The organism is Enterobacter cloacae complex sp. IR5450 (assembly GCF_049238665.1).
In the GTDB taxonomy this organism is placed as follows: Bacteria; Pseudomonadota; Gammaproteobacteria; order Enterobacterales; family Enterobacteriaceae; genus Enterobacter; species Enterobacter hormaechei_C.
The window spans coordinates 1-21830 of the sequence record NZ_JBMKIC010000045.1; the positions used below are offsets into that span (position 1 = coordinate 1).

23 protein-coding genes are annotated in these 21830 nt (G+C 53.6%); 10 read left to right on the forward strand and 13 right to left on the reverse strand.

Going from position 1 to position 21830, the window contains the following annotated elements; all coding sequences use genetic code 11:
• The 4 genes from ACOTYB_RS22335 to ACOTYB_RS22350 all read right to left on the reverse strand — a co-directional run.
• Nucleotides 1-209: 4Fe-4S binding protein (locus ACOTYB_RS22335; RefSeq protein WP_421765885.1), on the reverse strand; the 209-nt coding region annotated here is incomplete at its 3' end.
• A gap of 10 nt (nt 210-219) precedes the next feature.
• Nucleotides 220-2658 carry a selenate/tellurate reductase subunit YnfE gene (gene ynfE / locus ACOTYB_RS22340; protein WP_421765886.1) on the reverse strand — a complete coding sequence of 813 codons (2439 nt, stop codon included), beginning with the start codon at nt 2656-2658 and terminating at the stop codon, nt 220-222.
• A gap of 130 nt (nt 2659-2788) precedes the next feature.
• Nucleotides 2789-3094 carry a DUF1161 domain-containing protein gene (locus tag ACOTYB_RS22345; RefSeq protein ID WP_003857424.1) on the reverse strand — a complete coding sequence of 102 codons (306 nt, stop codon included), beginning with the start codon at nt 3092-3094 and terminating at the stop codon, nt 2789-2791.
• Between the two features lie 101 nt (nt 3095-3195).
• Nucleotides 3196-4050, reverse strand: coding sequence for a benzoate transporter (locus ACOTYB_RS22350; protein ID WP_045342824.1), 855 nt, complete (start codon nt 4048-4050; stop codon nt 3196-3198).
• A 192-nt stretch (nt 4051-4242) separates the two neighbouring features.
• On the opposite strand from ACOTYB_RS22350, the gene ACOTYB_RS22355 reads away from it, so the two are divergent.
• Complete coding sequence (locus ACOTYB_RS22355) at nt 4243-4953, forward strand: YnfC family lipoprotein (protein ID WP_023324578.1); 711 nt, start codon at nt 4243-4245, stop codon at nt 4951-4953.
• A gap of 17 nt (nt 4954-4970) precedes the next feature.
• On the opposite strand, the gene speG is transcribed toward ACOTYB_RS22355, so the two are convergent.
• On the reverse strand, nt 4971-5531 hold the full coding sequence (gene speG / locus ACOTYB_RS22360; RefSeq protein WP_003857416.1) for a spermidine N1-acetyltransferase: 561 nt from the start codon (nt 5529-5531) through the stop codon (nt 4971-4973).
• Nucleotides 5531-5869 (reverse strand): DUF1283 family protein, encoded by a 339-nt coding sequence (locus ACOTYB_RS22365; protein ID WP_023300007.1) that lies wholly within the window; start codon nt 5867-5869, stop codon nt 5531-5533. Before ACOTYB_RS22365 ends, speG begins: the two co-directional genes overlap by 1 nt.
• A gap of 150 nt (nt 5870-6019) precedes the next feature.
• On the opposite strand from ACOTYB_RS22365, the gene ACOTYB_RS22370 reads away from it, so the two are divergent.
• The 5 genes from ACOTYB_RS22370 to ACOTYB_RS22390 all read left to right on the forward strand — a co-directional run bounded on the left by ACOTYB_RS22370 (nt 6020) and on the right by ACOTYB_RS22390 (nt 11846).
• The gene (locus ACOTYB_RS22370; RefSeq protein ID WP_003857412.1) at nt 6020-6346 is read left to right on the forward strand and encodes a YnfA family protein; all 327 of its coding nucleotides are present in this window, start codon (nt 6020-6022) and stop codon (nt 6344-6346) included.
• A 111-nt stretch (nt 6347-6457) separates the two neighbouring features.
• On the forward strand, nt 6458-7672 hold the full coding sequence (manD, locus tag ACOTYB_RS22375) for a D-mannonate dehydratase ManD (protein WP_126525021.1): 1215 nt from the start codon (nt 6458-6460) through the stop codon (nt 7670-7672).
• A gap of 14 nt (nt 7673-7686) precedes the next feature.
• Entirely contained in the window at nt 7687-8706 is a 1020-nt protein-coding gene (locus tag ACOTYB_RS22380) for a Zn-dependent oxidoreductase (protein WP_032658316.1), read from the forward strand.
• A gap of 73 nt (nt 8707-8779) precedes the next feature.
• Complete coding sequence (locus ACOTYB_RS22385) at nt 8780-10159, forward strand: MFS transporter (protein WP_058659950.1); 1380 nt, start codon at nt 8780-8782, stop codon at nt 10157-10159.
• A gap of 223 nt (nt 10160-10382) precedes the next feature.
• Nucleotides 10383-11846 carry a mannitol dehydrogenase family protein gene (locus ACOTYB_RS22390; protein WP_003857406.1) on the forward strand — a complete coding sequence of 488 codons (1464 nt, stop codon included), beginning with the start codon at nt 10383-10385 and terminating at the stop codon, nt 11844-11846.
• A gap of 44 nt (nt 11847-11890) precedes the next feature.
• Here ACOTYB_RS22390 and ydfZ read toward each other — a convergent pair whose 3' ends face one another.
• Nucleotides 11891-12094, reverse strand: a complete 204-nt coding sequence (gene ydfZ / locus ACOTYB_RS22395) for a putative selenium delivery protein YdfZ (RefSeq protein WP_003857405.1) — start codon at nt 12092-12094, stop codon at nt 11891-11893.
• Nucleotides 12095-12381: 287 nt separating this feature from the next.
• On the opposite strand from ydfZ, the gene ACOTYB_RS22400 reads away from it, so the two are divergent.
• Complete coding sequence (locus ACOTYB_RS22400) at nt 12382-12813, forward strand: universal stress protein (RefSeq protein ID WP_100397348.1); 432 nt, start codon at nt 12382-12384, stop codon at nt 12811-12813.
• Between the two features lie 35 nt (nt 12814-12848).
• Here the strand turns inward: ACOTYB_RS22400 and ACOTYB_RS22405 are convergent, their stop codons facing one another.
• Together ACOTYB_RS22405 and ydfG are read right to left on the reverse strand one after the other, a co-directional pair.
• On the reverse strand, nt 12849-13535 hold the full coding sequence (locus ACOTYB_RS22405) for a GntR family transcriptional regulator (RefSeq protein ID WP_409249072.1): 687 nt from the start codon (nt 13533-13535) through the stop codon (nt 12849-12851).
• A 90-nt stretch (nt 13536-13625) separates the two neighbouring features.
• Nucleotides 13626-14372: a bifunctional NADP-dependent 3-hydroxy acid dehydrogenase/3-hydroxypropionate dehydrogenase YdfG gene (ydfG, locus tag ACOTYB_RS22410; protein ID WP_015570609.1), complete on the reverse strand. Its 747-nt coding sequence runs from the start codon at nt 14370-14372 to the stop codon at nt 13626-13628.
• A gap of 143 nt (nt 14373-14515) precedes the next feature.
• Here ydfG and dcp point away from each other — a divergent pair, with 143 nt between their 5' ends.
• Nucleotides 14516-16549: a peptidyl-dipeptidase Dcp gene (dcp, locus tag ACOTYB_RS22415; RefSeq protein ID WP_220153796.1), complete on the forward strand. Its 2034-nt coding sequence runs from the start codon at nt 14516-14518 to the stop codon at nt 16547-16549.
• Between the two features lie 126 nt (nt 16550-16675).
• Here the strand turns inward: dcp and ACOTYB_RS22420 are convergent, their stop codons facing one another.
• Complete coding sequence (locus ACOTYB_RS22420) at nt 16676-17467, reverse strand: sulfite exporter TauE/SafE family protein (protein WP_220153869.1); 792 nt, start codon at nt 17465-17467, stop codon at nt 16676-16678.
• Between the two features lie 109 nt (nt 17468-17576).
• On the opposite strand from ACOTYB_RS22420, the gene ACOTYB_RS22425 reads away from it, so the two are divergent.
• Nucleotides 17577-18380, forward strand: coding sequence for an AraC family transcriptional regulator (locus ACOTYB_RS22425; RefSeq protein WP_220153797.1), 804 nt, complete (start codon nt 17577-17579; stop codon nt 18378-18380).
• A gap of 108 nt (nt 18381-18488) precedes the next feature.
• Complete coding sequence (locus ACOTYB_RS22430; RefSeq protein ID WP_003857394.1) at nt 18489-18980, forward strand: DUF523 domain-containing protein; 492 nt, start codon at nt 18489-18491, stop codon at nt 18978-18980.
• Between the two features lie 59 nt (nt 18981-19039).
• Here the strand turns inward: ACOTYB_RS22430 and ACOTYB_RS22435 are convergent, their stop codons facing one another.
• From ACOTYB_RS22435 to ACOTYB_RS22445, 3 genes are all read right to left on the reverse strand, one after another.
• Nucleotides 19040-19723, reverse strand: coding sequence for an SOS response-associated peptidase (locus ACOTYB_RS22435; RefSeq protein WP_023324586.1), 684 nt, complete (start codon nt 19721-19723; stop codon nt 19040-19042).
• A gap of 149 nt (nt 19724-19872) precedes the next feature.
• A complete protein-coding gene (locus ACOTYB_RS22440; protein ID WP_045342839.1) occupies nt 19873-20112 on the reverse strand; it encodes a DinI family protein in 240 nt (79 codons plus the stop codon).
• A gap of 87 nt (nt 20113-20199) precedes the next feature.
• Nucleotides 20200-21462, reverse strand: coding sequence for an amino acid permease (locus tag ACOTYB_RS22445; RefSeq protein WP_409249075.1), 1263 nt, complete (start codon nt 21460-21462; stop codon nt 20200-20202).
• Between the last annotated feature and the right edge of the window lie 368 nt (nt 21463-21830).

Below are 21830 nucleotides of genomic sequence, written 5' to 3' on the forward strand. Positions count from 1 at the left end.
CAGTGGTTGCAGGCAATCGACAGGTAATAGGCGAAGACATTCTGATGCCAGACGCCGTTATCCTCCTGCCAGTCGCCGCCCGCATATTCATAAATACGACGGAAGCTAACGTCCGGGGTCAGGTCTTTGTAATCCTTGCAGGCCAGCTCGCAGGTTTTGCACCCGGTGCAGCGGCTGGAATCAATAAAAAATCCATACTGGATTGTCATCGGTTAATCCTTATGCCTTCTCGATCTGCACCAGGTTCGTGTGCTGCGGGTTGCCTTTCGCCAGCGGTGACGGGCGGTGCGTGGTCAGGGTATTGATGCAGGAGCCGTGATCGACACGATCGCCGTTCATGTTGGCGTCATGCCAGGCGCCCTGGCCCATCGCGCTTACGCCGGGCATGATGCGCGGGGTGACTTTCGCAGCAATGGGCACTTCGCCGCGGTCGTTGAAGACGCGCACCATATCCCCATTTTTGATACCTCGTTGCTCTGCATCCACAGGGTTAAGCCACACCTCCTGGCGACAGGCGGTCTGGAGCACATCTACGTTGCCGTAACTGGAGTGGGTACGGGCTTTAAAGTGGAAACCGAACAGTTGCAGCGGGAATTTGCTGCGCTCGGGCGCGTCCCAGCCTTCAAAGGTTGAGGTATAGACCGGCAGCGGGGTGATGGTTTCGTCTTTTTGCAGTTCCCAGGTTGCCGCAATATCCGCCAGCTTGCTGGAGTAGATCTCGATTTTGCCCGACGGGGTTTTCAGCGGATTGGCATCCGGATCGTCACGGAATTTTTTATAGGCCACAAAATGTCCATTTGGATCTTTGCGCTTATAAATACCCATTTTTTTCAGCGCGTCGTAGGACGGCAGCAGCGGATCTTTGGCGACCATTTTGGCGTACAGGTAGCGCAGCCACTGCTCCTGCGTACGGCCTTCGGTGAATTTCTGATGGATATCCGGTCCGAGGCGTTTCGCCACTTCGCTCATGATCCAGTAAATGGGCTTGCGCTCGAACTTCGGGGCGGTAACCGGCTGGAGGAAAATCAGGTATCCCATGTTGCCGGCGTAATCGTTGGGGATGATATCTTCCTGCTCGACGGTCATCAGATCCGGCAGAACAATATCGGCATACTTCGCAGACGAGGTCATGAAGTTATCAATGACGACGATCGTTTCGCATTTGCTCTCATCCTGCAAAATGTCGTGAGTTTTGTTGATATCGGAGTGCTGGTTGATGATGGTATTACCCGCGTAGTTCCAGATGAACTTGATCGGCGCATCGAGCTTATCTTTGCCGCGTACGCCGTCGCGCAGGGCGGTCATCTCCGGTCCACGCACGATGGCATCCGTCCAGCTGAAGCAGGAGATTTGCGTTTTCACCGGATTTTCCGGCAGCGGCATGCGTTCGATGGTGATGGTGTAGGTCGATTCGCGTGCGCCGCTGTTACCGCCGTTAATGCCGACGTTGCCGGTCAGGATCGGCAGCATGGCGATGGCGCGGGACGTTTGCTCCCCGTTTGCCTGACGCTGCGGGCCCCAGCCCTGGCAAATGTAGGCCGGTTTCGCCGAACCGATTTCACGGGCCAGCTTAATGATGCGATCGGCAGGGATGCCCGTTATGCGAGACGCCCACTCCGGAGTTTTCGCGGTTTTGTCATCACCCTGGCCGAGAATATAGGCTTTGTAATGACCATTAGCCGGTGCGCCTTCCGGCAGGGTTTTTACGTCATAACCCACGCAGTATTTATCGAGGAAAGGTTGATCGACCAGATTTTCATTAATCAGCACCCACGCAATACCTGCCACCAGCGCGGCATCGGTGCCCGGACGAATCGGGATCCACTCGTCTTCACGCCCTGCGGCAGTGTCGGTATAACGCGGATCGATAACGATCATCCGCGCGTTTGACCGTTCGCGCGCCTGCTCAAGGTAGTATGTGATCCCGCCGCCGCTCATGCGCGTTTCCGCCGGATTATTGCCGAACATCACCACCAGTTTGGTGTTTTCGATATCCGATGTGCTGTTGCCGTCGTTGCTGCCGTAGGTGTAGGGCATTGCGCAGGCGATCTGCGCGGTGCTGTAGGTGCCGTAGTGGCTGAGGAAGCCGCCGTAGCAGTTCATCAGGCGCGCGACCAGCGAGGCGTAAGGGGAGGAACGGGTGATGTTGCCGCCTACAATTCCGGAGGAGTAGTTAATGTAGACCGCTTCGTTGCCGTATTTTTCGACCACGCTTTTCAGACTCGCGGCGATGGTGTCCAGCGCTTCTTCCCAGGTGATACGCTCAAACTTGCCTTCTCCGCGTTTGCCCACGCGTTTCATCGGATAGTTCAGACGGTCTGGGTGATTGATGCGACGGCGAATTGAACGGCCTCGCAGGCAGGCGCGAACCTGATGGTTGCCGTAAACATCCTCGCCGGTATTATCCGTTTCAACCCAATAGACTTCGTCATCGCGAACGTGCAGACGCAGCGCGCAACGGCTACCGCAGTTTACCGAGCAGGCGCCCCAGACGACTTTGTCTTCTGCGGGCTGAATAGCGGACTGCACAGCGGCGGCGGCGCTTTTCAGACCAAAAGGTAATGCGATCCCACCGGCGGCAAGCGCCAGAGATCCTATGGCAGTAGATTTAACCAGAGTTCGACGGCTTATCCCGCCGTGATGTTCAACTTCGGACATGACTCACCCCATCATTGTTAATAATTATTTTCACCCGTGACTACAACCGGGCTAATGATGGGGGGAGTGTTACTTATTTAGAGGTATTAAATATTAATCCTCGTCAAATCAGGGGAATTGAGTGGGAAAATCATTGCGGCTCAGCGGGCGCATTCTCCTGCGTACCTGCGCCGCTCACCGGGTAGTTGCCGCTACTGGTGCGGGTGTACAAAATTTTGAAAGTATCGTTGGCACAATGCCCAACGACCTGCGCATCCGGCTGATCGGCCTGATCGTTCGGGACGATGTTCAGGGTAAAGCCAGACTCCGGTACGCCGTTGTTGATAATCTTCTGCTGAATGTCGCTTTTCACGCGCTCGCAGGAATCCGGGGCCGCAAGAAGAGCGGGTGAAGCACTCATTAACAGCAGGGCGGTAATCCAGGGTAACCGTTTCATCTGTAGCTCCTTTTCACTGTGTAGACTGTAAGCATAGCAGGCTAGGGTAAGCTTTTGTTTTTGGGTCTGTCTTTCTGAATTGTCCTGGAGCCCTGCCTGCGTCATAAAATAAATTGCGAATAATGGTGCTGATTGTCTACCAGATAAGAAGGCAGGGTGCGTTTTGATACCTCTTGCCTGACCAGTTTTCGGTCTCGTCCCCAGATATCTTCGGCGTTGGTGATAACCTTCATAATATGTTCCGGGTTATTGAATTCCGGCAGATCGTATTCGGTATGAGAAATGGTAGACATTTTTTCAGAAATTCTTTCTGGGGTCATTACCCAGGAGAAATGCCAGCCGCCATCTTTCACAATCTTATTATTGATTTTTAGCCAGTTCCATTTAAACCATGACCAGTTTTTATCTTTGCGCGCACGCTTCCAGTTTCGGAAAGATTCAGGCTCACCGTGGAAGAAATGCTTAAGGTTGTAATAGGACGTCGCGCGCGGCAAAGTACATTTTCTAGGCGTACCATCCGTGTTGTGAACCTGGAGATTAAACTGATAGTTGAATACGTTTTGATGAATAGTCGTGCAGAGCGCGCGCGGATTAATGGCCCTGACCGTGTCGGGAGAGAAGATTTCGTCAACGTCTGACACCAGAATCAGATCGTCGTCTGCCGCGTCTTTTAACCCGTTCATAATGGAGTTGCGAAGCGCTGCTTCATTTGCCCATGCATCAACCTGGTTATTATCCGCCCGGTTTAAAATAGGCTGCGCGTCAAAAGGCACGTAAATGATTTTGTCTTTGAATTTGGCAAACTTCGTAATATCGAAATGCAATTCTCGCGGTATGCCCGTAAAAGAGTGTGTTGCTTCTACAATGACAAAACGGTCAACGACATCAGCGAGAGTATGTAATCTGATGTCGAGCAATATATCTTCGTCATAGTATAAAAAACAGTCGTAAATCATGATGTTAACCCGAAAATTTAAGAATCTAATTTTATAATAGTGTGGAATCTTCCGCGCCCAAAGTAGCCACTTTGGCAGGTCTCGTCAATGCAAACGACGGATTTATAAAGCGCGAAGAGTCAAATGAAGTGCTGTTATGTAAGTTGCTGTATTTGCTAATATGATTGTATCTCTCTCTGAACGGTAAATGATGTGAACAAATACGCAGCGATAACGCTACTGGCAACGGTACTGGTGGGATGCGACAACAACACCGCGCCGCTGTCATTTACGCCAGAGATGGCGAGCTTTTCGAACGAGTTTGACTTTGATCCTCTGCGCGGGCCGGTGAAGGATTTTACCCAGACGCTGTTTAACGATAAGGGTGAAGTCTCTAAACGTGTGACCGGCACGATGTCAACGGAAGGGTGTTTCGATACGCTTGAACTGCACGATCTCGAAGCGAATACGGGCGTTGCGCTGGTGCTGGATGCTAACTACTACGTCGATGCGGAAACCCAGCAGCAGAAGGTAAAGTTGCAGGGGAAATGCCAGCTGGCGGAACTGCCGTCTGCCGGCCTGACGTGGGACACCGACGATAACGGGTTTGTGGTTGCAGCGCACAGTAAAGAGTTGGAAGTGAAGTACCAGTATGACGCCGACGGCTACCCGCTGGGTAAAACTACGGTTTCCGGCGACCAGCGTTTATCGGTCAAGTCGGTGCCTTCGAAAGATCTGCGCAAGCGCATGGATTATACGGCGGTAAGCCTGTTAAACGATAAACCGATGGGCAATGTAAAGCAGAGCTGTGATTACGATCGCCACAACAACCCGGTGAACTGTGAGCTGGTGATAACAGATGACAGCGTCAAACCTGCCGTTGAGCGCAAGTACACCATCAAAAACAGCATTGAATATTATTGAGAATAAAACCGCGCAGGTTACTGCGCGGTGGGTTTAAGCAGGCTGGCGGAGGAGGACTTATGCCCGGCCAGATGCTGATGCTGGAAAATGCACATGCGTATGGTGTTACGGTATTCGCCGTTAATAAAGAACTCATGGATCAGTTCACCTTCCACCATAAAGCCCAGCTTACGGTAGATATGAATCGCTTTTTCGTTCTCTTTGTCGACGATAAGGTAAAGCTTGTAGAGATTCAGGACGTTAAACCCGTAATCCATCGCCAGCTTTGCCGCTCGCGACGCAAGACCTTTCCCCTGGTGCTCCGGTGAAATAATGATCTGAAATTCCGCCCGACGGTGAACGTGGTTGATCTCAACCAGTTCAACCAGCCCGGCTTTTTCACCTTCGCACTCCACCACAAACCGGCGTTCACTCTGATCGTGGATATGCTTATCGTAGAGATCGGACAGCTCGACAAACGCCTCATAAGGCTCTTCAAACCAGTAGCGCATCACGCTGGCATTGTTGTCGAGCTGGTGAACAAAGCGTAAATCTTCGCGCTCCAGCGGACGGAGCTTAACGTCACACGGCGTCGACATTACGGTGCTACCGTGCGGCCAGTGCGACGATCGAGACAGCGCAGGGTGTTAGGCTCCCAGTAAGCGTTGACGTTGGCACTTTGCTGGCATTTGTCGCGGGCATCAAACGCGACGTCTTCTTTATCCCACTCTTTCTCCACGCGCTTATTCACTTTCTGACGCAGGCTGCGGGTGTCATTCCATTGTTCTTTGTCCATGGCAGCATTCTGGCGGCTTTGCGCGCTGTCACCAGACTCAATGATGAGTTTGCTGGTTTCGGCTGATGCCGTTGCGGCGAAGGCGAACGAGGACAGTGCCAGTGCGGCTGTCAGACAAAGGCGTTTGCTTAATGTAGTCATAGCGTTTCCTTTAAACGGGTGCAGACAATCGGATTACCCCGTTGGATTCTACACCAATCCGAAAGGGTGTCATACCCGCGCGGCAGGTATGGGAACGATGTGAACATTATCGCGTATGATGTCTAAATCAATCCTCACGAAACGAGAAAAATGTTCAAAACGACGCTGCTTTTTTTCGCGACCGCGCTGTGCGAAATCATCGGATGCTTTTTGCCGTGGCTCTGGCTAAAGCGGGGCGCTTCCGCGCTGCTGCTGATCCCGGCGGGTGTGTCCCTGGCCCTTTTTGTCTGGCTGCTCACCCTGCATCCGGCCGCCAGCGGGAGGGTATATGCGGCCTACGGCGGAGTGTACGTCTGTACCGCGCTGCTGTGGCTGCGCGTTGTCGATGGCGTCCGGCTAAGCCTGTATGACTGGGCAGGCGCGCTGATTGCCCTGTGCGGCATGTTGATCATCGTGGCCGGTTGGGGACGCGCATAAGCGTCCTTATAGTGTGATCGTCCGCTGATTTTACGATCATTATACTTGTATGGTAGTAGTGTAGTTGCGTAAATTTCCTGCATCACAACGAGCGATGTAAGGAAATGGATTATGAAGATTGTCGGGGCTGAAGTATTTGTCACCTGCCCGGGGCGTAACTTTGTCACCCTTAAAATTACGACCGATGAGGGCATTGTCGGCCTGGGTGATGCCACGCTGAACGGACGCGAACTTTCCGTTGCCTCTTACCTGAAAGAGCACCTGTGCCCTCAGCTGATTGGCCGCGATGCGCACCGCATCGAAGATATCTGGCAGTTCTTCTATAAAGGCGCTTACTGGCGTCGTGGTCCGGTCACCATGTCAGCGATTTCTGCCGTGGATATGGCGCTATGGGACATTAAGGCGAAAGCCGCGAACATGCCGCTCTATCAGCTTCTGGGCGGGGCTTCCCGGGAAGGGGTGATGGTTTATTGTCACACCACCGGGCACACCATTGACGACGTGCTGGAAGATTATGCCCGTCATAAAGAGATGGGCTTCAAGGCAATTCGCGTGCAGTGCGGCGTGCCGGGAATGAAAACCACCTACGGCATGGCTAAAGGCAAAGGGCTGGCGTATGAGCCTGCGACAAAGGGCGCCTGGCCGGAAGAGCAGCTGTGGTCCACCGAGAAATACCTCGACTTCACGCCCAAACTGTTCGACGCAGTGCGCAGCCAGTTCGGTTTCAGTGAACATCTCCTTCACGACATGCACCACCGTCTGACGCCCATCGAAGCGGCGCGGTTCGGCAAAAGTATTGAAGAGTACCGCCTGTTCTGGATGGAAGATCCGACTCCCGCTGAAAACCAGGAGTGTTTCCGCCTGATCCGCCAGCACACCGTCACGCCAATTGCGGTGGGGGAAGTGTTCAACAGCATCTGGGACTGCAAGCAGCTGATTGAAGAGCAGCTCATTGACTATATCCGCGCCACCATAACCCATGCGGGCGGCATCACCGGGATGCGTCGCATTGCGGACTTTGCCTCACTCTACCAGGTGCGTACCGGCTCACACGGCCCGTCGGATCTGTCGCCGATTTGCCACGCCGCGGCGCTGCATTTTGACCTGTGGGTACCGAACTTTGGTGTGCAGGAGTATATGGGTTATTCAGAGCAGATGCTGGAAGTGTTCACGCACAGCTGGCGCTTCGATAACGGCTATATGCACCCGGGCGACAAGCCAGGGCTGGGCATTGAGTTTGATGAGAAGCTGGCAGCGAAATACCCGTACGATCCGGCTTATCTGCCGGTGGCCCGTCTGGAAGACGGCACTCTCTGGAACTGGTAAACGAGGAGCGAATGATGAAAAGCGTAGTGATCCAACAGCCGAATGCGCTAGTGATTGAGGAGCGTCCTCTCCCGTTGCCGGGGGCAGGCGACGTCCGCGTCAAAATTAAACTCGCCGGTATCTGCGGTTCAGACAGCCATATCTATCGCGGGCATAACCCGTTTGCAAAATATCCGCGGGTAATCGGTCACGAATTCTTTGGCGAAATAGACGCGGTTGGCGAAGGCGTGGAGGGCACCCGACTGGGTCAGCGCGTTTCGGTGGATCCGGTGATCAGCTGCGGGCACTGCTACCCCTGTTCCGTTGGTAAACCGAACGTTTGCACCTCGCTGGTGGTGCTGGGCGTCCATCGCGACGGTGGTTTCAGCGAATACGCCGTCGTGCCGGCGAAAAATGCCTGGCACATTCCGGATGCGATCCCTGACAAACACGCGGTGATGGTTGAGCCATTCACCATTGCCGCCAACGTGACGGGGCAGGCGAAACCCACCGAACAGGACGTGGCGCTGATCTACGGCGCAGGCCCGATGGGGCTGGTCACCGTGCAGGCGCTGAAGGGCGTTTACAAGGTGAAGCAGGTCATCGTGGTAGACCGCATTGATGAGCGGCTGGAGATGGCGCAACGCAGCGGCGCAGACTGGGTCTTCAACAACGGCGAGCAGTCGTTACAGACTGCGCTGGATGAAAAAGGCATCAAGCCGACATTAATCATCGATGCTGCCTGTCATCCGTCCATTTTGCAGGAAGCGATTACGCTGGCGTCTCCGGCGGCGCGCATCGTGCTGATGGGATTTTCCAGCGACCCGAGCCAGATCGTGCAGCAGGGGATCACCGGCAAAGAGCTGTCGATCTTCTCTTCGCGCCTGAATGCCAACAAATTCCCGGTGGTCATTGACTGGCTGGAAAAAGGGCTGATCGACCCTGAAAAACTGGTCACCCATACATTTGACTATCACCACGTTACAGACGCCATCGAACTGTTTGAAAAAGACCAGCGGCAGTGCTGCAAAGTCTTGCTCACGTTCGACCAATAATAATTCACGCGGTAAAGAGCCTGCGAAGACAGGCTCTAAGTGGTACGCATCTTACCTTTCAGAGATAGCCATTATGACTCAAGCACAACCTCAAAGAAGTACGTCAGATTTGGTGAAAGCCGCCGTATCTGGCTGGCTGGGCACCGCCCTGGAATTTATGGATTTCCAGCTCTACTCCCTTGGCGCCGCGCTGGTGTTTCATGAAATTTTCTTCCCTGAGCAATCGGCGGCCATGGCGCTGATCCTGGCGATGGGCACCTACGGCGCAGGCTACATCGCGCGTATCGTCGGGGCATTTATCTTCGGCAGAATGGGCGACAGAATTGGCCGTAAAAAAGTGCTGTTTATCACCATCACCATGATGGGGATCTGTACCACCTTAATCGGCGTGCTGCCGACCTACGCGCAGATCGGGATTTTCGCACCGGTGCTGCTGGTGACGCTGCGTATTATTCAGGGGCTTGGCGCGGGGGCAGAAATCTCCGGTGCGGGCACCATGCTGGCGGAGTACGCGCCGAAGGGTAAACGCGGCATCATCTCCTCGCTGGTGGCCATGGGCACCAACTGCGGAACGCTGAGCGCCACGGCGATCTGGGCCGTGATGTTCTTTGCCCTCGATCGTGAAGAACTTATTGCCTGGGGCTGGCGCGTGCCATTCCTCGCCAGCGTGGTGGTGATGATCTTCGCCATCTGGCTGCGTATGAACCTTAAAGAGAGCCCGGTGTTTGAGAAGGTTAACGACGCCGAAACCGTTGCGCCAGCGGCGGCGCAGGATACCTCATTAGGCGCGATGTTTAAGAGCAAATCGTTCTGGCTGGCGACGGGGCTGCGCTTTGGCCAGGCCGGTAACTCTGGGCTTATCCAGACCTTCCTTGCCGGGTATCTGGTGCAGACGCTGTTATTTGATAAGGCGATCCCAACCGATGCGCTGATGATCAGTTCGATTCTCGGCTTCCTCACCATTCCGCTGCTGGGCTGGCTGTCCGATAAAGTGGGGCGCCGTCTGCCGTATATCCTCCTTAACATTTCAGCCATTATTCTGGCTTACCCGATGCTGTCGATTATCGTCGATAAGAGTTACGCGCCGGGCGTGATTATGCTCTCTATCATCGTTATTCATAACTTTGCGGTCCTCGGGCTGTTTGCGCTGGAAAACATCACCATGGCAGAGATGTTTGGTTCGCGGAACCGCTTTACCCGCATGGCAATCTCGAAAGAGGCGGGAGGGCTGGTGGCCGTAGGCTTTGGTCCGGTGCTGGCGGGGATCTTCTGCAATATGACCGGGTCCTGGTGGCCAATTGTGGCGATGCTGGTGGCGTACTCGCTGATTGGGCTGGTCTCCGCTTTGCTGATGCCGGAAGTGCGCGACCGCGATCTGAGTGAAGCCGAAGATGCAGCCGAAGCGCCGCATAAAGAAGCGGTAGCCTACGGCGCGCTCTCTTCACGCCGCTAGTGGTTTACATCTTGTGTTACCTGTCACACAACTTTTTACTGATGTCACACCACATGGCGAAAAGTTAATGTAAATCAAGATCTGAAAACGACGTATCAGTATGGTTAATGGCAGCGTTTTTTGACTCCGACTGCCATTCTAGTTGGTGTAGTCAGCAGGCGCTGCCGCTCTGAAAAGGAAGCGGCAGCGGATCACAGCGTTCATTAATTAACGAGTCTCAATCATGGAAAACCAGTTATTACAGGCGAAGGCAACGCGTCCTCAGTACGATCGCGACAGCCTCAAGGCACGCATTGTTCATTTAGGGTTTGGCGCGTTTCACCGCGCACACCAGGCGGTGTACACCGATATACTCGCCGCAGAACAGGGCAGCGACTGGGGTTACTGCGAAGTTAACCTGATTGGCGGCGAACAGCAGATCGCCGATCTGAAGGCACAGGATAACCTTTATACCGTGGCAGAGATGTCTGCCGATGCGTGGACAGCGCGCGTGGTCGGCGTCGTCAAAAACGCGCTGCATGCGCAGGTCGACGGGCTGGAAACCGTGTTGGCGGCGCTGTGCGAGCCACAGGTCGCCATTGTTTCCCTGACCATCACCGAGAAAGGGTATTGCCATTCCCCGGCAACAGGACAACTGATGTTCGATCATCCGTTAATCGTTGCCGACCTGCAAAACCCCCATCAGCCGAAATCTGCGCCGGGCGTTGTGGTTGAAGCGCTGGCGCGGCGTAAGGCGGCGGGGCTGCCAGCATTCAGCGTGATGTCATGCGATAACATGCCGGAGAACGGCCACGTGATGCGCAATGTCACCTGCGCCTACGCGCGCGCTGTTGACGGCGAACTGGCCGACTGGATTGAAGCGAACGTCACCTTCCCGTCAACCATGGTGGACCGTATTGTGCCCGCCGTCACGGCTGACACGCTGGATAAAATCGAACAGCTGACCGGCGTACGCGATCCGGCAGGTGTCGCCTGCGAGCCGTTCCGCCAGTGGGTGGTGGAAGATAATTTCGTCGCCGGACGTCCAAAGTGGGAAAAGGCCGGTGCGGAACTGGTTTCTGATGTCATTCCGTTTGAAGAGATGAAGCTGCGAATGCTTAACGGCAGCCACTCGTTCCTGGCCTATCTCGGCTACCTTGCCGGTTATCAGCACATTAACGACTGCATGGAAGATGAACATTATCGCGCAGCCGCGCATGCGCTGATGCTGAAAGAGCAGGCGCCGACTCTGAAAGTAAAGGGGGTGGATTTAGCTCACTATGCTGACCTGTTGATCGCGCGCTACAGCAATCCGGCCCTGCGTCACCGCACCTGGCAAATCGCCATGGACGGTAGCCAGAAATTGCCGCAGCGGATGCTCGATTCCGTGCGCTGGCACCTGGTCCACCAGAAACCCTTCCCGCTGCTGGCCCTCGGTGTGGCGGGCTGGATGCGTTATGTCGGCGGTGTGGATGAGCAGGGTAACCCGATTGAGGTGAGTGACCCGCAGCTGGCGGTGATTCAGGCGGCGGTAAACGGTAGCGCTGAAGGCGAAAGCCGCGTTAATGCGCTGTTGGGCATTGAGGCTATTTTCGGTAACGAGCTGCCGAAGGACGCGGTGTTTGTGGCGTCGGTCATGCAGGCTTATCAGACGTTGCTGCAAAAAGGCGCGAAGGCCACGGTTGCTGAGTACGCCACCCGGCTTTAACGCTATGACATGCCGCCGTCCGCGGCGGCATGTCGGGGCGCAGCTTAGTGCATCCCCAGGCGAATCAGCTCAATCGGTTCGAACTTACCTTCGCATCCTTCCACTTCAACCGTTTTACCACGACGCACCTGCTCGGCATTAAGGCCGTCGCTGTGGATCGCTTTAATCACGCCGAACTGACCTGTGCCGCTAATCATGACGCGGCTGCCAGTGGTGATTGCATTTCGGTTACGGTCGTATGTCATCATGGTATTTTCTCCTCTCGTACTTATCCGCTACGGCGCTAATTCGACGGCTGCCGTTCACGGGGCACTATTAATACGCCTCTCTTTAACGAAATTATTTGCTTTTGATCAAGCTCACACTTTTTTCTTATTTCATGCAGGCGTTGACGGTTCAGGACACCACTTTACAAAGCGGACAGTTATTTTCCTTAATTGATAGTTTCCGGATGCAAGTGTTTAGGCTTTGTTTATATCCACAATGTCATTCTGGAGACAGAAAATAACCCTTCATCGGAAAAGGAGTCAGGCTTATGTATAAGAAAATTTTGATGCCTGTTGACGTGTTTGAAATGGATTTGAGCGATAAAGCGGTACGCCATGCGGTCAACCTCGCGAAGGCGGAAGGCGCGACGATCACCATGGTCAACATTCTCCCTAACAGCAGCCGTTCATTACTGCGGGGGTTCAATGCCGATATTAAGAAGTTCGAAGAGTATATGACCGCCGAGTCTGATAAGAAGATGAAGGCGCTGAAACGGCTCTTTGATATGTCCCCGGAAAATATTGATTGTGAAGTTCGCTTCGGCAACGTACGCGATGAAATCATCAAGCTCAGCAAAGAGGGGAAATATGACGTTATTGTTATTGGATCAAGAAACCCGAGCATGACAACCCATCTGCTGGGTTCAAATGCTGAAACTATCCTGCGCTACGCCACTATTCCAGTATTAGTGGTCCGCTAATTACTTCGCCGCAACCGAAAGGGGGCGGCGAGGTTTTATTCTTCGCTGAACCACTCGCGGTTTTCCTGACGAATTAACTGAACTGACTCACTAATTTCCTGAAGGTGAAGCGTCATCGCTTTATCTACGGCTTCCACGTCGCGTTTTTCCAGCGCGCTGAAAATATCATGATGCTGGCGCAGCAACATCTCTGGCGGAGAAACATGGTCGAGGCTCATGTAGCGCACGCGGTCGATGGTCGCTTTGATGTTTTCAACGGTATCCCACGCGAGCTGGCACTCGGCGATCTGCGCCAGTTTCTGGTGAAACTCGTCGTCCAGCTGGAAAAAGTCGTTTAACTGTTTGCGGTCGATGGCGATTTGTTGCTGATGCAGGTTTTGCTCCAGCAGGTAGCACTGGTTATCGTTGATGAGCGACGCGGCGCGACGCACCACGGCGCACTCGATGGCCTGGCGAACAAAACAGCCATTCCGTACCTGCGAAAGCGAAATTTTATTTACATAGCTGCCGCGCTGTGGGCGGATCTGAATAAGTCCGTTTTCTGCGAGTTTAATAAACGCCTCGCGCACGGGCTGACGGGAAACGTCAAAACGTACCGAAACCTCTTTTTCTGAGAGTGGCGTTCCTGGTGGGATCAGGCAGCGAACAATATCACGGCGTAAGATGCGATATATTTGCTGATTAACGGGCTGGGTAGGATTAAGTTGCGATTCAGCGGCCATGGGTTGTGATTTCTCAGAGAGTTAACCTGAACATACTACCATTCTTTTCTCTGCCATCACATACCCGGCCCGCAGGCCGGGAAGGGTGAATTACCCGCGATGCACGCTGAGTCCGGCATAGGTCTGGCTGACGGGCATCATCTCAACCGTGTTGATGTTGACATGCTTCGGCAAATTCGCGACCCACCAGACGGTTTCGGTGATATCTTCCGGCGTCAGCGCATTCGCGTTTTCATAGGTTTTATCCGCTTTCGCGTCATCGCCTTTGAAACGCACGTTGGAGAATTCGGTTCCGCCTACCAGACCCGGCTCAACATCGGTCACGCGGATCGCAGTTCCGTGCAGGTCGGTGCGCAGGTTCAGACTGAACTGGCGGACAAAGGCTTTGGTCGCGCCATAGACGTTGCCGCCCGCGTAAGGCCAGCTTCCGGCGGTGGAACCGATGTTAATGATATGACCACGGTTACGTTCAACCATGCCCGGCAGCACGGCGCGGGTCATGTACACCAGGCCTTTGTTGTTGGTGTCGATCATGTTCTCCCAGTCTTCCACGCTGGCTTTGTGGGCAGGCTCCATACCCAGCGCCAGGCCAGCGTTATTGACCAGCACGTCAATTTCACGCCATTCGGCAGGCAGGTTGGCAATCATCTCTTCAATGGCGGCGCGGTTGCGGACGTCCAGCTGTGCGGTCAGAATGCTGTCACCCAGCTCGTCTTTTAGCTCCTGCAAACGCTCCTGACGACGCCCCGTTGCAATCACTTTGTGTCCGTTGGCGACGAAGCGACGCGTGATGCTTTCACCAAAACCCGCTGTCGCCCCGGTAACTAAAATAATCATCTCACTGTTCCTCAACGCTTTTTGTGTTGTACTAACATAGCACGCTCTCCGGCACGTCGTTAAGGCAACATTTGTATGACGCCATTGCAGGCCGGCGCAGGCTGGCCTACTCTGGGGAGAAATACCGTGCTCAGGAGTAAACGATGTCGGTCAACAATCCTTTTTTTGAAATTAGCCTGTTGCCTTATCAGGCGCCACGTTTTGATGCGATCAACGACAGCCATTATCGCCCGGCGTTTGATGAAGCAATGCGCCTGAAGCGTGCAGACATTGACGCGATTATCGCGCATCGCGCCGCGCCGGACTTCGATAACACCGTGCTGGCGCTTGAAAAAAGCGGGGCCATGCTGTCGCGCGTGAGCAGCGCATTCTTCGCCATGACGTCCGCACACACTAACGATGATCTTCAGGCGCTCGACGAGCAGTTCTCCACCGAACTGGCCGGGCTGGCGAACGATATCTGGCTAAACGATACGCTTTTCGCCCGCGTGGAAGCCGTCTGGCAGGATCGCGAGGCGCTGGATGCCGAATCCCGCCGACTGACGGAGGAGACGTATCAGCACTTTGTTCTTGCGGGCGCGCGTCTGAACGCCGATGAAAAAGCCGAGCTGAAATCTCTGAATACCGAAGCCGCCACCCTGACCAGCCAGTTCAACCAGCGCCTGCTCGCGGCGAATAAGGCGGGAGGGCTGGTGGTGGACGATGTTCGCCAGCTTGACGGGCTCAGTGCGGAGGAGATGGCTGCCGCGGCTCACGCTGCCGCAGAAAAAGGGCTGAAGGAGCGCTGGCTGATCCCGCTTTTGAATACCACGCAACAGCCCGCGCTGGCGGCGCTGGCGTTGCGCGAGACCCGTAAAAAGTTGTTCAGCGCGGGCTGGGAACGCACTCAGAAAGGCGACGAAAACGATACGCGCGAGCTGATCCGTCGGCTTACCGCGTTACGGGCAAGACAGGCGCAGCTGCTCGGCTTTGACAACTATGCGAGCTGGAGCATTGCCGATCAAATGGCGAAAACGCCGGAAGCCGCGCTCGAATTCATGCGCGGAATAGTGCCTGCGGCGCGCGGCAGGGCTGCGCTGGAGCAGGCGGATATTCAGAAAGTCATCGACGACGAGCAGGGCGGTTTTACGGTGCAGGCCTGGGACTGGGCGTTTTATGCCGAACGCGTGCGCTCAGCGAAATACGCGCTGGATGAGTCGCAGATCAAACCCTATTTCGCGCTCAATACCGTGCTTGAAGATGGCGTATTCTGGACCGCCACGCAGCTGTTCGGTATCCGTTTTGTCGAGCGTTTCGATATTCCGGTTTATCACCCGGATGTTCGCGTGTGGGAGATTTTCGACCATACGGGTGAAGGCATGGCGCTGTTCTATGGCGACTTTTTCGCGCGTGATTCCAAAGCGGGCGGTGCGTGGATGGGGAATTTTGTTGAGCAGTCTTACGAGTTTGCTGCGCGTCCGGTGATTTATAACGTCTGCAACTATCAAAAACCGGCGAACGGGCAAACCGCGCTGATCTCCTGGGATGATGTGATTACCCTGTTCCACGAGTTTGGCCATACCCTGCATGGTCTGTTTGCCAGCCAGCGCTATGCCACGCTTTCAGGCACCAACACGCCGCGTGATTTCGTTGAATTTCCGTCGCAGATCAATGAACACTGGGCCAGCCATCCGCAGGTGTTTGCGCACTTTGCTCGTCATTATCAAACCGGCGAACCGATGCCGGATGCGCTGCGAGAAAAAATGCTCAATGCGACCCAGTTTAACAAGGGTTATGACATGACGGAGCTATTGAGCGCCGCGCTGCTGGATATGAACTGGCACGGCATTCAGGAGCCCGTTGCAGACGTGGAAGCCTTTGAAGCCGCCGCGTTGAAAAAAGAGGGGTTGGATCTTCCAGCCGTACCGCCGCGCTATCGCAGCAGCTATTTCGCCCATATCTTCGGCGGCGGCTATGCGGCGGGCTATTACGCCTACCTGTGGACGCAGATGCTGGCGGACGATGGCTACCAGTGGTTTGTCGAGCAGGGCGGCCTGACGCGTGAAAACGGGCAGAAATTCCGCGAGGCGATTTTGTCGCGCGGCAATAGTACTGATCTAGCTGAACTTTACCGGAACTGGCGCGGGCACGATCCGAAGATCGAACCGATGCTGGAGAATCGCGGATTGAGTGCGTAAGGCTTTTTTAGTGTGTAAACAGAACCGGGCGCGAGGCCCGGTTTTTTGTACGCTTTGGTCCGCTTTGTGTCTGAAAGGTACATTGAGACAAGTATAATTACTGGCCATTAGTCGCTTAAAAGAGGGTTACTGAAATAGCATCGCCAGTAACACCAGGAACAGCAGCATGACATAGATTCGTGCGTGCCAAATATCAGGTACAGCAGGTATAACCCGACGGCTAAAAACTATTCCTGCCCAGCCTGTTAGTACCAACATACCTAAAATTTTCAGGTTGATAAAACCGAGAAATCCATTCACAGGAATAGTTTGCCAGCCAATAACTGCATACGTCACGGCACCACATAGCGCGACGGGCAGGGAAAGCGGATTAGAAGCACTAATGCATTCACGCATCGCATAACCATGGCGCCGTAACAGGGGTACCGTCATTACGCTTCCGCCCACGCCAAGCAATGCGGCTATCATACCAATGGTCACTCCGCCGCCCGTTACTACAGGAAATGACAAGCGACGCAGAGAACTTCCTCCGAGAAAACCCTTACGCAACAAACAATCGCTGATTGTTGCCAGCATGTAGAAAATGAACAGCGCGCGAACAACACTCTCACTAAATATTCCTGCCAGACAGGAACCCATGATAGCCCCAATGGCTATAAACCATAGTAACGGGAATAACATTTGCGATGAAAGCTCGCAAGCTCGCCAGTTTCGATAGGTGACCCAGCCCGCGTTAAATATCATCACCGATGTAGAGGTAGCAACCGCGATATGCATGGCGTTTAGTGCCAGTTCGGTCTGCCGTAGCATTAGTTGATAAACGAATGGTACTACGACAAAGCCGCCGCCAAAGCCAAAAAGCACGGTGGTAATACCGGTAGTAAAGCCTGCCAGCGCAATGATTGCGATATCACTCAAAATCATACCCTCGACCTGAAAATGATTTCGCAGCTTATACCGGTAGCATCCTGCTTCCCATTCGCGCCGCGCTCAATTACCTTTGTAAATCGGTCATAAGGAGACGGGTGTGCGCAACGTAAAGATTGAAGAGGTCGAGCAGCTAGATCGTGAAGTGGTAGCGATAGGCAATGACTATGTGCAGGGATTTATGCTGCCACAGCACAAACATCGCCGCGCGCAGCTGCTATATGGCGCGACCGGATTAATGCATGTCATAACCCAGGATGGAGAGTGGATTGTTCCTCCACAACATGCTGTTTGGATCCCACCCGAAACTATGCACGCCGTCAAATTTGTTGGCGTGACCACTCGCAGTCTGTATATAGAACCAGATTTCGTGTATGCCTTCTTAAAATATCCTCGTTGTGAAGTTATTAGCGTATCGCCATTATTACGTCAGCTATTGCTTGAGTCAGTGGATTTACCGCCACTGTATGAAAGCACGCGTGACCGTGCACTGATAAATCTGATGATATTGGAGCTGGCGGCTATGCCGGTTCGCGAATTCGATATTCCGCTGCCGCGACATCCGGCCCTACTGGCTCTTTGTCAGGCGTTTTTACTCAATCCCTCAATCCATGATCCAGCAGAGCGCTGGGCAAATGCGCTGTTCATGAGCGACAGCACCTTTCGTCGCCATTTCCTTACGCAAATGGGCATGTCATTTTCTGTCTGGCGCCAACGAGCATGCGTGGTTAGCGCGCTGGCATTGTTGATAACGGGAAAACCCGTAAATGAAGTAGCCTTGACTCTTGGATACGATAATGCATCATCCTTCGCAACGATGTTCCGCCGTGTCACAGGACAGCCACCTTCGTATTATCACCCGGCATTATTCAAAAAGTTCCACGGGACAGGGCACCGATCATAGCGTCAGCTATGTACCAGCTAAAGACGCTGCCACGTCAAATTCTTTAATTCATGAGAAGGGTTAAGGTGTTAAAATCGTAGGCGTTTTGGATCTTAATACTATTAAACAATGATAAATAAAATACTGGTCAGTGCCTGCCTGATGGGCCTTAAAGTCCGTTATAACGGGAAAGAGAAAGCGCAGATGACTCATCAACTTGCTCGCTGGCAACAGGAGCAGCGCCTGGTGATCCACTGCCCTGAGTTGGCTGCGGGGCTACCTGTTCCGAGACCACCCGCTGAGATTATGTCAGCTGAGGGTAAAGACGTAATGCGTGGACAAGCCAGAATAATTGAAAACACCGGAACAGATGTTACCGGGCATTATCAACTTGCAGCCTGGCTGGCTCTGCGAGCAGCACAAGAAGCAGGATGTACTGCTGCTTTGTTAACTGATGGTAGTCCAACGTGCGGAACTCAGTTTATCTACAACGGTTCTTTCAGTAATCAGCGTAAATCGGGTATGGGAGTGGCAGCGTCATTACTCTCCGAGCATGGTATTGCGGTATTTTCAGAAACTCAGTTTGCGGAGCTTGTGAACTGGATTGAAGAAAGGGAATGAACGGTTCTCCAGGATTAACGCCGAGCGGCATCGCTTCCTGGTCATAATGGGTATGCAGCTCATTTTTCCATTTTATGAGCCACCTCGATTAACTCCGCCCCCTGATTCTTCACGTTCCCCACGGCGCGAGTTACAGCATGCCAAATAAACTCGTCGGCGGGTACTGTACCGTCGGCAATGATCTCTTCCGCTTTTTTCCCGCCAACATCCTGTCGCATCCATTCTCTTGCTGCTTCTGGCGACAGAACCAGCGGCCGTCGATCGTGTATATCAATGAGGCCTTTATCCGCAGCAGAGGTCACTATGAGAAATCCCTCGGCTTCATCGCCGCGCTCAAACGGCGTACTGCCGATCGCCGCCATGAATATCGGCTGCCCGTCGGCCCGATGAATAAAATACGGCTGTTTCTTGTCGCCTTCCTTTTTCCATTCGAACCACCCATCGGCAAAGCAGATCGCCCGGCCATGCTGCCAAAGAGGTTTAAACATTCTGCTGGTGGCTGCGGTTTCTACACGCGCGTTAATCAGTGGTGCTTTGTCCCACCATCCAGGCGCGTAGCCCCAGAATACCGGATCGAGGTGCAGTTGTTCGTCACGTTCGCTTAACAGCAGCACTTTGGTACCGGGCGCAACGTTGTAGCGGCCAATGGGTTCAGGGTCATATGCGATATCGCGTTCGCCTTCGTCGGCCAGGTAAGCCAGATATTCTTCACGGGTTTGGGCTTGTGCAAAACGTCCACACATAGAAACCTCCAGTCAGTCAGACTGAAAGTATAGGGCAGGGAGAAAAAGTCGCGCGGGCATGCTTCTGAGATTGAACCGATGCTGGAAAATCGCGGCCTGGATACACAGGGGTATTGTTAGTTGAAAACAGAGCCGGGCTTTGCGCCCGGTTACTCTTGTATCAACCACATATCCGACTCTTCGAACATCTCCTCGAGCATGCGGTTGAGCTTTTCACGGTCGCTTTTGCTGGCGTCGCTGTTCAGGCCGTTCGCTTGCATTGGCTTAACCGTCACGCTGGCATCAGGAAAAATCCGGTGCACGCGTTTTGTCAGCTCGGTCAGGATGATTTCCCTGGCTCCCTCCAGCCCCTGTACGTTTCGCTTGTCATAAACCAGTTCCACAAACATGATTGTTTACCTTATGGATATTACGCATGTGATTCAGCCTGAACGTAAAATACTACTGTATATGGGTACAGTCAAACGGCGTTCAGGCTAAAGCATTGTCCAGAGCAATGCAGACAGCGTTGCCAGTCCGCCCAGAACAACCAGAAACACCGTCACGCCGCGAAGCTCCGCCAGCGAGGGGCGGGTGTATATGAGGTACGCAGGGATATGGAACAGGATCACCGCGATCAGTGGTCCGCAGAACATTTCAATCAGGCTGAGCACATCCGGATTGGCATAAACAATGCCATAGGTCAGCAGGAACAGCGCCAGAGAGGCCAGCCGCTTGCTGGCGCTGGCCTTATTGCCGGATACGCTGGCAGCCAGCTGACCAAACGTTTGTGCGACCGACAGGCCTACGCCGAGAAAGGATTTCGTCATACCGATGATAGCGATGAGCGGGGCAATGTGGTAAATCAGGCTGAAATCACCGTTTCCTTTCATCACGGACAGCACATTCAGGTTTTCCGCCTTCGCCCGTACAAAGTTGTCATGCGGGATCCCCAGCACGCAGCTCAGCACGAAAAAGAGGATACTGGCGAAGATGGCTAAATAGGCGATGCGGATCACGAACAGTGCCTTTTTCTCGCCCTCCGCTTTCCTCTCCCGGTAGTAAGAGCTCAGCGGGGAGACCATAGGCGCACAGCAAAACGAGAAGGTAATAAGCGGCAGCGTCAGCCAGATATTTTTCAGCGTTACCGGCAGCGGCGTGGCGTTCATTTCAGCGGCCGTATCGGTCAGGTTAGACAGATGCCATCCCGGGATAAGTGATACGGCGATCAGCAGTACAGATGCCGCGAACGGCAGCGCCAGCGCGCTCATAATGGCCACGACTCTGTCCCGGCCCTTGCTAAGCACCACATAAAGTGCGGCAACCACGATAAACGACAATGGCCCACGGCTGAGGGCGGTAATATGCAGATGCTCCACCAGTAAATTACTCAGCGCATTAATCAGCGCCACCCCGTAAACCAGGGTTACCGGGAAGAAGGTCACACAATAGAACAGGGTGATCAGCTTTTCACCCCGTCCGCTGAAGAAGGAGCCGAAGATCGGCAACGTGCCGTTTTCATTCTTCTCTTCTCGCATATACACACGACAAAGGAGTAAGTGGGGGATCAGGGATAACGGCAGCCCCAGCAGGAGCATGACCAGGAAAATAACCGGACCACGGGTGCCGATTTCCACGGGCAGGAACAGCGTTCCCGCCCCGACGGCTGTACCGTAGAGGCCCAGCGTCCAGATGTTATCCTGCCAGTGCCAGTTAGAGCGTGTTGTAATATTAGCTGAGAGAGTGGTGGCTTTATTCATCATATTTACCGCGTTGTTAGAGGAGCGACGACTTATTTAGTTTTTATCTGCCTGTAGTCGTTGCTGCGCCATTACACCACGGGTGGGAGGGGTTTGATTTCGCATACCGTAAACCTTATGTGTATGCCTGCAATAACTATCGTTATTCTTTGACGATGCTTTAACAGGCGGTTAATTAAGAAGGGGATTTGTTAAATTAACGAACAAATAACGACTGACTTTCCCTGCCTGCAAGTCTGTTAATTAAAGAATAAATACCCTGTTTTATTAAGTACCATAAGGCGCCATCATATTGAAGGGGGACTTATTTAATTATTTTATTGGGCGGAGAATTATCCCGTCATGCCTCAAATTAAAAAACAGGATAT